General features: G+C 72.4%; 8 protein-coding genes. 2 read left to right on the forward strand and 6 right to left on the reverse strand.

Features of this window, described 5'->3' with window-relative positions:
- The 4 genes from MKK64_RS21800 to MKK64_RS21815 all read right to left on the reverse strand — a co-directional run.
- Positions 1-1326: methyl-accepting chemotaxis protein (locus MKK64_RS21800; protein ID WP_243937257.1), on the reverse strand; the 1326-nt coding region annotated here is incomplete at its 3' end.
- Between the two features lie 183 nt (positions 1327-1509).
- Complete coding sequence (locus MKK64_RS21805) at positions 1510-2571, reverse strand: SDR family oxidoreductase (RefSeq protein WP_147727316.1); 1062 nt, start codon at positions 2569-2571, stop codon at positions 1510-1512.
- A 154-nt stretch (positions 2572-2725) separates the two neighbouring features.
- Positions 2726-4063 carry an aspartate aminotransferase family protein gene (locus MKK64_RS21810; RefSeq protein ID WP_409567994.1) on the reverse strand — a complete coding sequence of 446 codons (1338 nt, stop codon included), beginning with the start codon at positions 4061-4063 and terminating at the stop codon, positions 2726-2728.
- 181 nt (positions 4064-4244) lie between these two features.
- Entirely contained in the window at positions 4245-4757 is a 513-nt protein-coding gene (locus MKK64_RS21815; protein ID WP_243937265.1) for a hypothetical protein, read from the reverse strand.
- Between the two features lie 307 nt (positions 4758-5064).
- On the opposite strand from MKK64_RS21815, the gene catC reads away from it, so the two are divergent.
- Positions 5065-5340: a muconolactone Delta-isomerase gene (catC, locus tag MKK64_RS21820; protein ID WP_147728655.1), complete on the forward strand. Its 276-nt coding sequence runs from the start codon at positions 5065-5067 to the stop codon at positions 5338-5340.
- A 48-nt stretch (positions 5341-5388) separates the two neighbouring features.
- On the opposite strand, the gene MKK64_RS21825 is transcribed toward catC, so the two are convergent.
- Entirely contained in the window at positions 5389-6618 is a 1230-nt protein-coding gene (locus MKK64_RS21825) for an ABC transporter substrate-binding protein (protein ID WP_405044280.1), read from the reverse strand.
- A 298-nt stretch (positions 6619-6916) separates the two neighbouring features.
- Between MKK64_RS21825 and MKK64_RS21830 the strand changes: the two genes are divergently transcribed.
- Positions 6917-7225, forward strand: a complete 309-nt coding sequence (locus tag MKK64_RS21830; protein WP_147728656.1) for a YciI family protein — start codon at positions 6917-6919, stop codon at positions 7223-7225.
- Positions 7226-7238: 13 nt separating this feature from the next.
- Here the strand turns inward: MKK64_RS21830 and MKK64_RS21835 are convergent, their stop codons facing one another.
- On the reverse strand, positions 7239-8108 hold the full coding sequence (locus MKK64_RS21835) for an amidohydrolase family protein (RefSeq protein ID WP_243937273.1): 870 nt from the start codon (positions 8106-8108) through the stop codon (positions 7239-7241).
- Between the last annotated feature and the right edge of the window lie 98 nt (positions 8109-8206).

Raw genomic sequence — 8206 nt, forward strand, 5'->3', positions numbered from 1 at the left:
CCTGGCGGTCTGCTCGGCCAGGGCCTTCACCTCGGAGGCGACCACCGCGAAACCCTTGCCGGCCGCGCCGGCGCGGGCCGCCTCGATGGTGGCGTTCAGGGCCAGCAGGGTGGTCTGGCCGGCGATGTCCGAGATCAGCCCGACCACGGCGCCGATCCGCGACACCGCCGCGCTCAGCTCCTGCACCCGGGCGCCGGTCTGGTCGGCCTCGCGCACGGCAAGATGCGCGAGCTCGGCCGAGCCGCCGACCTGCCGGCCGATCTCGGCCACCGAGGAGCCGAGCTCCTCGGCGGCCGCCGCCACCGTGTTGACGTTGGTGCCGGCCTCCTCGGCCGCGGCCGCGACCGTGGTGGACTGGCCGGCCGTCTCGGTCGCCGTCGCGGTCAGGGTCTGGGCGGTGGCCTGCAGCTCGGTCGCCGAGGACGACACCATGCCGATGATCCCGCCGACCGCCGCCTCGAAGTCGTCGGCCATCTGGCGCATGCCGGCCTTGCGCTGCGCCTCGGCCGCCAGCCGCGCCTGCGCCGTGTCGGCCTCGAGCTTGCGGGTGCGGATCAGGTTGTCCTTGAACACCTGCACCGCCGCCGCCATGGCGCCGATCTCGCTGCGCTCGCCGGTATGCGGCACGGCGATCGCGGTGTCGCCCGCCGCCACCGTGTCCATCACCCGGGCCATCCGCTGCACCGGCACGGAGATCGTGAACACCGACATCCACCCGACCGCCAACGCCGTCGCCGCGACGAGGCCGAGGCCGACGGCGATGGCGAAGCGCGCCTGCTCGCCGAGCGCCGTGGCGCTCTCGGCGCTCGCCCGGCCGGCGGCGTCGTTGAAGGCGAGGTCGGCCTTCAGCGCGGCGCGCGCGGCGTTGAGCGCGGGGAGCATGCCGTCGAGGAGGTGCGCGCTCGCGCCCTTCGCGTCGCCCGCCTGCAGCCGCCGCAGGAATTCCTCGCCCATCGCCGAGTAGGCCGGCACGGTTGCCTTCACCGCCTCCCACAGCGCCTCCTCGCCGGGGCTGACGAAGCCGGCATAGTCCTTCAGGTCCGCGTCCAGCTCGGCCATGCTGGCGCGCAGCCGCGGCAGCGATTGCGGCCGCCGCTCGTCGCTGGAGACGAGGTAGGCGAGCTGCCGGCTGCGCAGCGCCTCGAAGTTGGTGGCGAGCCGCCCGAGGATGCGGGTGGACGGCAGCGCATTGCCCGCGAGCGCGTCGGTCACGGTGCTGAGGGCGTGCAGGCGCGCATAGCAGAAGCCGCCGAGCCCGGCCGTCAGCAGGAACAGCACCAGCACCGCGCCGACCAGGCGCGCACGGATCGAGAAATGGGCCAGCATCGCGGAATCCTTCGTCGCAAGGCTCCGTGATTGTCGATCCCGGTTAAGATCACCCTATAAGGACCGGACGGTCCTCGGATGCGCAAGATTTCCCCTTGGCGCGACCTTGCCGGTCTACGCCGCCGGGGCGAGGCATCGGCCGGCTCGATGCGGGATCGCGCCGGCCGTCCCGTCAGGCGCGGCTCACGGGATCAGCCGGTCGGCCCGCAGGCGGGCGAACAGGTCGAAGAATGCGTCGTCGGTCGGCTGGTAGGCGAGGAACCCGAGCCGACGGCTCTTGCTCATGTCGGTGACCACCTCGATCGGCCGGCCGAGGTCGGCGTCGGTGTGCCAGGGCGAGGCGAGCTTGGCGAGGTCGGGCTCGGCGAGGCCGTGGCGCGAAGCGATCTCCGCCCAGATCGGGCCGTCCTCGGCCATCTGCGCCGCGAGCGGGCGCACCGTCCCGTCGAACGGCTCGGGCGTCAGCCCGAACCAGGCCGCGATCCGGCCCCACATCCAGCTCCAGCGGAAGACGTCGCCGTCGACGACGTTGAAGTCCTGGTTGGCCGCGTCGGCGCTGGTCGAGGCCCAGAGCAGGTGGCGGGCGAGCAGCCGCGCGTCGGTCATGTCGGTCAGCCCGCTCCACTGCATGCCGGAGCCTGGGAAGCGGAACGGCCGGCCGGTCTCGCGGCACAGGGTGGCGTAGGCGGCCAGCGTCGTGCCCATGTTCATGGCGTTGCCGACCGCCTTGCCGATGATCGTGTGCGGGCGGTGGACGCTCCAACGGAAGCCGTCGCGGGCGGCGGCCGAAAACACCGCATCCTCCTGGGCGTAGTAGAAGTTCTCGACGTCGAGCCGACCCTGGTCCTCGCGGAACGGGGTCTGCGGCACCGAGCCCTTCCCGTAGGCCTCGAACGGGCCGAGATAGTGCTTCAGGCCGGTGACCAGGGCGACGTGCCGGAGCGAGGCCGCCGGCCGCAGCGCGTCGAGCAGGTTCTCCACCATCGCGCCGTTGACGCGGATCATCTCGGCCTCGGTGTCGCGGCGCATCCAGGTCGCGAGCACCACGTGGCTCGGCTTGAGGCCCGCGAGCGCCCGCTGGAGGGAGGCCGGATCCTGCAGGTCGGCGGCGACGGGCACGACGCCGTCCTGCGCCACGGGCTTGCGCGCCAGCCCCGCCACCGCCCAGCCCTCGGCGGAGAACCGCTCGGCGGCCGCGCTCCCGACGATGCCGCTGGCGCCCACGATCAGAACCGAACCCGTCATGCATGACCCTCGCTGCCGAAGGCGCGCGGCCTTCGTATGCGGGTTCAACCAGCGGGCGTGCGTTGCGTTGCAGCGAAGACGCCTCTTCCCTTCCCCCTCTGCGGGGGAGGGGAGGTGCCCGCATCGCCCGGATTGCGGAACCGGGCCCCCGGCCTTACGCCACCCGGTCGATCGCGTCGCCCAGCACCTGCGCGATCTCGCCGATCTGGCCGTGCTCCAGGATCAGCGGCGGCGAGAGCGCGACGATGTCGCCGGTGACGCGGATCAGCAGGCCGCGCGCGAAGCAGTCGACGAACACGTCGTAGGCCCGCTTGCCCGGCGCGCCGGGGCGCGGTTCCAGCTCGATCCCGGCGATCAGGCCGATGGTGCGGATGTCGGTGACGCGGGCGCGCCCGCGCAGGTCGTGCATCGCAGCGGCCCAGTCGTCGGCGAGGTCCGTCGCGCGGGTGAGCAGGCCCTCGTCGCGGTAGATGTCCAGGGTCGCCAGCCCCGCCGCGCAGGCGACCGGGTGGCCGGAATAGGTGTAGCCGTGGAACAGCTCGATGCCGTCCGGGCCGTTCATCAGCGCGTCGTGGACGTGGCGGCCGGCGAAGACCGCGCCCATCGGGATGGTGCCGTTGGTCAGCCCCTTGGCGGTGCAGACGAGGTCGGGCGTCACCCCGAAGAAGTCGGCGGCGAAGGGCGCGCCCAGCCGCCCGAAGCCGGAGATCACCTCGTCGAAGATCAGCAGGATGCCGTGCGCGTCGCAGATCGCGCGCAGGCGCTCGAGGTAGCCCTTCGGCGGCACCAGCACGCCGGTCGAGCCCGCCACCGGCTCGACGATGCAGGCGGCGATGGTCTCGGCGCCGTGCAGCGCCACGAGGCGCTCGAGGTCGTCGGCCAGCTCGGCCCCGTGCTCGGGCTGGCCCTTGGTGAAGGCGTTGCGGGCCGGGTCGTGGGTGTGGCGCAGGTGGTCGGTGCCCGGCAGCGTCGGGAAGGCCCGGCGGTTCGAGACGATGCCGCCGACCGAGATGCCGCCGAAGCCGACGCCGTGATAGCCGCGCTCGCGCCCGATCAGCCGGGTGCGGGTGCCCTGGCCGACCGCCCGCTGGTAGGCCAGCGCGATCTTGAGCGCGGTGTCGACCGATTCCGAGCCCGAGCCGGTGAAGAACACCCGGTCGAGCGCGGCGCCGGCCGGCCCAGGTGCGATCTCGGCCAGGCGCTCGGCGAATTCGAACGCGATCGGGTGGCCCATCTGGAAGGTCGGGGCGAAGTCCATCGTCGCGAGCTGGCGCTCGACCGCGCTCGCGATCCCGCGGCGGCCGTGCCCGGCGTTGCAGCACCACAGGCCCGCCGTCCCGTCGAGCACCTGGCGGCCGTCGTCGGTGGTGTAGTGCATCCCGTCGGCGGCCACGAACATCCGCGGCGCCGCCTTGAACTGGCGGTTGGCCGTGAACGGCATCCAGAACGCCTCCAGCGAGGGCGCGTTCTTCCGTGCGTTCAGGTCGGACATGAGGGCTCCTCGGCTCGCGATCGTGCCGGCAGGGGACCCGGTTTCGCGCGCCGCAACAACCCCCTTTCGCGCAAGCCGGGCGCCTCCGGCATGTGCCCGGCAACGGCCGCCCGGCGTGGGCGGCGGTCGAGGGCGCCGTGATCGTACCGGCTTCCGCGCCTTCGGGTGGGCGTGGTCTGCGTCAGACGCGGCGCCATCCCGGCTGGTTCGGATCGACGAGGCGATAGTTGACCGGAGCTTGGCCGCAGATCGCGATCACCGCCGGTTCCGTCCCGGGGCGGATCACGCCGTCGTAGTGCGGCGTGCCCGCGACCCGACGCACGAAGCTACCGGCCGGAACGGGAACGCAGGAGGCGGGATCGAAGTCGGGGCCGCTGTTGCACCACCAGATGCCGGAGACCACCATGCAGAACCGGTCGGTCGTGTAGGTGTGCGGAGCGCTCATGTAGCCGGGCCACCACCGCACGAGCGTGTAGTAGAAGCCGGTTCCGTTGCTGTCGCCGGTGAGGGCGCAGCGGTCCGAGCAATGGTCGGGATAGGTCGGCGTCGGGGTCCAGACCAGCTGGTTCGGCAAGCGGATGATGGTCTGTTCCGGGTCGAGCGGTGAGGCGGCGGCCTGGCCGAACGCGAGGGGCAGAGCACCGAGCAGCGAGGCCGTCAGCACGTCGCGCCGGTTCGAGGTGGGAGCAGTCATGGGCGTCTTCCTCGCGGGTGATGGTGGCTGGGCGTCTCGATGGCGCCCATGTCCGCGGTCTTCATTCCATCGATTCGCGGCGCCGCAAAGCCGCGCCGGACGCCGGCGACAGCTCCGGCACGGCACGGGGCGCGGCCATCGCCGGGACTTGTGCGAAGGAAACCCGACGCAGGCTCCGATGCGAGGGACGCCGGCTCCACGGATGAGAATTCGACGGTGGCGAGACTCGCAGCGATCCTGGCCGGCACTGCATTCGGCGCTCGCGGCGGAAGGCCGCGTTCCCGAACAGGACATCGAGGAGGAAGCGATGCTGTATCACGTCAGGATGGACGTCCATCCGCCCACGCAGCTGCCGCCGGCCGAGTTCGACCGGTTGAAGGCCGAGGAGAAGGCGCAGGCGCGGGCGCTCCAGGAATCGGGCCGGTGGGTGCACCTCTGGCGCATCGCCGGGCAGTACGCCAACATCAGCGTGTTCGACGTGGCCGACCACGACGAGCTGCACGCGATCCTCTCCGGCCTGCCGCTGTTCCCGTTCATGAGCGTGACGGTGACGCCGCTGGCCCGGCACCCGTCGGCCTTGTGAGCGGGGGGCCCCTTCCCTCTCCCCTCTGCGGGAGAGGGAAGGCTGGGGTCACGGGTTCGTCACCAGCCTGCAGGTGCTCTGCGCCAGCGGCTGGAAGGCCTCGTCGCCGGGGATGGTCTTGAGGATCGTGTAGAAGTCCCACGGGCCCTTCGACTCGGCCGGGGTCTTCACCCGCGCCAAGTACATGTCGTGGACCATGCGGCCGTCGGGGCGCAGCTTGGCGTTGCGCGCGAAGGCGTCCTCGATCGGCAGCGCACGCATCTTGGCCATCACCGCGAGGCCGTCGTCGGTGCCCGCCGCCTCGGCCGCCTTGAGGTAGTGCAGCACCGCCGAGTAGTCGCCGGCCTGGACCATGGTCGGCATCCGCCCGCCCATGCGTTCGCCGAAGCGCTTCGCGAAGGCGCGGGTGCGGTCGTCGAGGTCCCAGTAGAAGCCCGTCGTCAGGATCATGCCCTGTGCCGCCTTCAGGCCGACCGAGTTGACGTCGGTGAGGAAGATGTTGAGGCCGCCGAGCGACTGGCCGCCCTCGGCGATGCCGAACTCGGCGGCCTGCTTGATGGTGTTGATCGTGTCGGCGCCGGCATTGGCCATGCCGATGATCCGGGCGCCCGAGGCCTGCGCCTGGATCAGGTAGGACGAGAAGTCGGCGTTCGGGAACGGGTGCTTGACCGAGCCGAGCACCGTGCCGCCCTTGGCCCGCACCACGCGGGTGACCTGGGCCTCGAGGTCGTGCCCGAAGGTGTAGTCGGCGGTGATGAAGAACCAGGTGTTCTTCGGGTCGTCGGCCAGCGCCGCGGCGGTGCCGGCGGCGAGCGCGTGGGTGTCCCAGGACCAGTGCGCGCCGGTGGCCGAGCAGGCGGCGTTGGTCAGCGCCATCGAGCCGGCGCCGGAATTGATGTCGACCTTGCCCTTGGCGCGGGCGACCTCGCGCACGGCGAGCCCCGCCACCGACGAGTTCGTGTCGAAGATCGCGTCCACCCCCTCCGTGTCGAACCAGCGGCGGGCGATGGTCGAGGCGATGTCGGCCTTGTTCTGGTGGTCGGCGAAGATCAGCTCGACCTTGCGGCCGCCGATCGCCCTGCCGAAATCCTCGATCGCGAGCTGCGCCGCCGTCACCGAGCCCTTGCCGGCGAGGTCCGAGTAGCCGCCGGACATGTCGGTCAGCACGCCGATCCTGATGCCGCCGTCGGCGTATTGGGCGGAGGCCGGCGTGGCCGCGAGCAGCACGGCCGTGGACAGCGCTGCAGCGAGCGCGGATGCGGGAATGGTCCTTGCCACGATCGTCCTCCCGGGGGCTTGTGGTCGCGAACCCGATCCGCGTGCCCGCCCGCGGATTCGGCGATCCGGCCTCGCCCGGTTGGCGGTTTTTCCCCGCGTCCGGAGGCAGGCCGGCGCCGTGCGCGAGGCCTCGCGCGCGGCCGGCTTCACCTATAGCGGCGTCCCGGTGCGCGATCGCGCCCGGCCGGGGCGAACCGGTGAGAACCGCCCGCGGGTGTCAGGAAGCCCGGGCGCGCCATCGCCTGCGCCGCGCTACACAAACGATCGCCGCCATCCGCAGCCCGCCCCCGGAGCCGCCATGCCGTTCATCATCGAGACCTTCGACAAGCCCGGCCACGAGCACCTGCGCCGCGCGGCGAGGGCCGAGCACCTCGCCTTCCTGGAGGCCCAGGCCGCGCGGCTGCTCGCCTGCGGCGCGAAACTGTCCGACGACGGGTCGGATGCGGGCGGCGGCCTCTACCTCGTCGACGTGGAGACGCGGGCGGAGGCCGAGCGCTTCATCGCCGAGGACCCGTTCGCGAAGGCCGGCCTGTTCGAGCGGGTCGCGATCCAGCGCTGGCGCAAGGCCTATCTCGACGGTCGGAGCTACCTGAAGCCCCAGGCCTAGCCGAAGCCCAGGCCTAGCCGAAGCCGTAGAGCGCGCGCGGGTTCTCGACGAAGAGCCTTCGGCGCCTGGCCTCGTCCGGCACCCAGTCGGCGATCAGGTCGAGGAGCGTCGCGAGCTTCGGCGGCCCGTCCCAGGCGGCGACGTGCGGCCAGTCGGAGCCCCACAGGCAGCGCTCGGGTGCGGCGTCGTTCAGCGCCCGAGCGAAGGGGATGGTGTCGGCGTAGGGCGCGCCCGCCACCGAGGTGCGGAACGCGCCCGAGAGCTTCACCCAGGCGCCGTCGCGCACCAGCGCCACGAGGGTGGAAAAGCCCGGGTCCGAAAGGCCCGCCGCGGTCGGCATGTGGCCCATGTGGTCGACGACGAAGGGCACCGGCAGCCGCGAGAGGCGCTGGGCCAGCGGCGGCAGGCTGCGGGCGTCGATCAGGAATTGCAGGTGCCAGCCCATCTCGCGGGCGAGCGCGCCGTAGGCCTCGACCGCCGCGAAATCGATGCCGCCGCCGTAGAGCACGTTGAGGCGCAGGCCGACGATGCCGGCGTCCTTCATCGCGCGGAGGTCGCCCTCGGGCAGCCCGAGGGGGATCACGGCGATGCCGCGCAGGCGCTCGGCGTTCGCGGCCAGCGTCTCCAGCAGCAGCCGGTTGTCGGTGCCGTGGACGCTGACCTGGACCAGCACGCCGTGGGCCATGCCGGTGGCGTCGAGCATCGCCAGGTAGGCCTGCGCCGGCGCCGCCGGCGGGGTGTAGCTGCGATTCTCCACGAACGGATGGGCCGGCGGCCGGCCGATCACGTGGGCATGGCTGTCGACCGCCCCCGCCGGCACCGCGTAGCGCGTCGGGCCGGCGGGATGCGGATCGGGGGCGGGGCAATCGCGGATCGGGATCATGGCGTCCTCTCCTCCGAACTCGACGCAGTCTTTCCCTCCCCCTGAGCGGGGGAGGGTGGCCCGCGCAGCGGGTCGGGAGAGGGGAGCGCGTTGTCCGG

Origin of the sequence: Methylobacterium sp. E-025, from assembly GCF_022829705.1 — a bacterium.
Classification (GTDB): Bacteria; Pseudomonadota; Alphaproteobacteria; order Rhizobiales; family Beijerinckiaceae; genus Methylobacterium.

Bases quoted from the DNA above. Each gene is read 5' to 3' on its own strand.
- MKK64_RS21815 (WP_243937265.1), bottom strand. From the start codon at position 4,757: ATGACTGCTCCCACCTCGAACCGGCGCGACGTGCTGACGGCCTCGCTG.
- MKK64_RS21830 (WP_147728656.1), top strand. From the start codon at position 6,917: ATGCCGTTCATCATCGAGACCTTCGACAAGCCCGGCCACGAGCACCTG.
- MKK64_RS21835 (WP_243937273.1), bottom strand. From the start codon at position 8,108: ATGATCCCGATCCGCGATTGCCCCGCCCCCGATCCGCATCCCGCCGGC.
- MKK64_RS21805 (WP_147727316.1), bottom strand. From the start codon at position 2,571: ATGACGGGTTCGGTTCTGATCGTGGGCGCCAGCGGCATCGTCGGGAGC.
- MKK64_RS21810 (WP_409567994.1), bottom strand. From the start codon at position 4,063: ATGTCCGACCTGAACGCACGGAAGAACGCGCCCTCGCTGGAGGCGTTC.
- catC (WP_147728655.1), top strand. From the start codon at position 5,065: ATGCTGTATCACGTCAGGATGGACGTCCATCCGCCCACGCAGCTGCCG.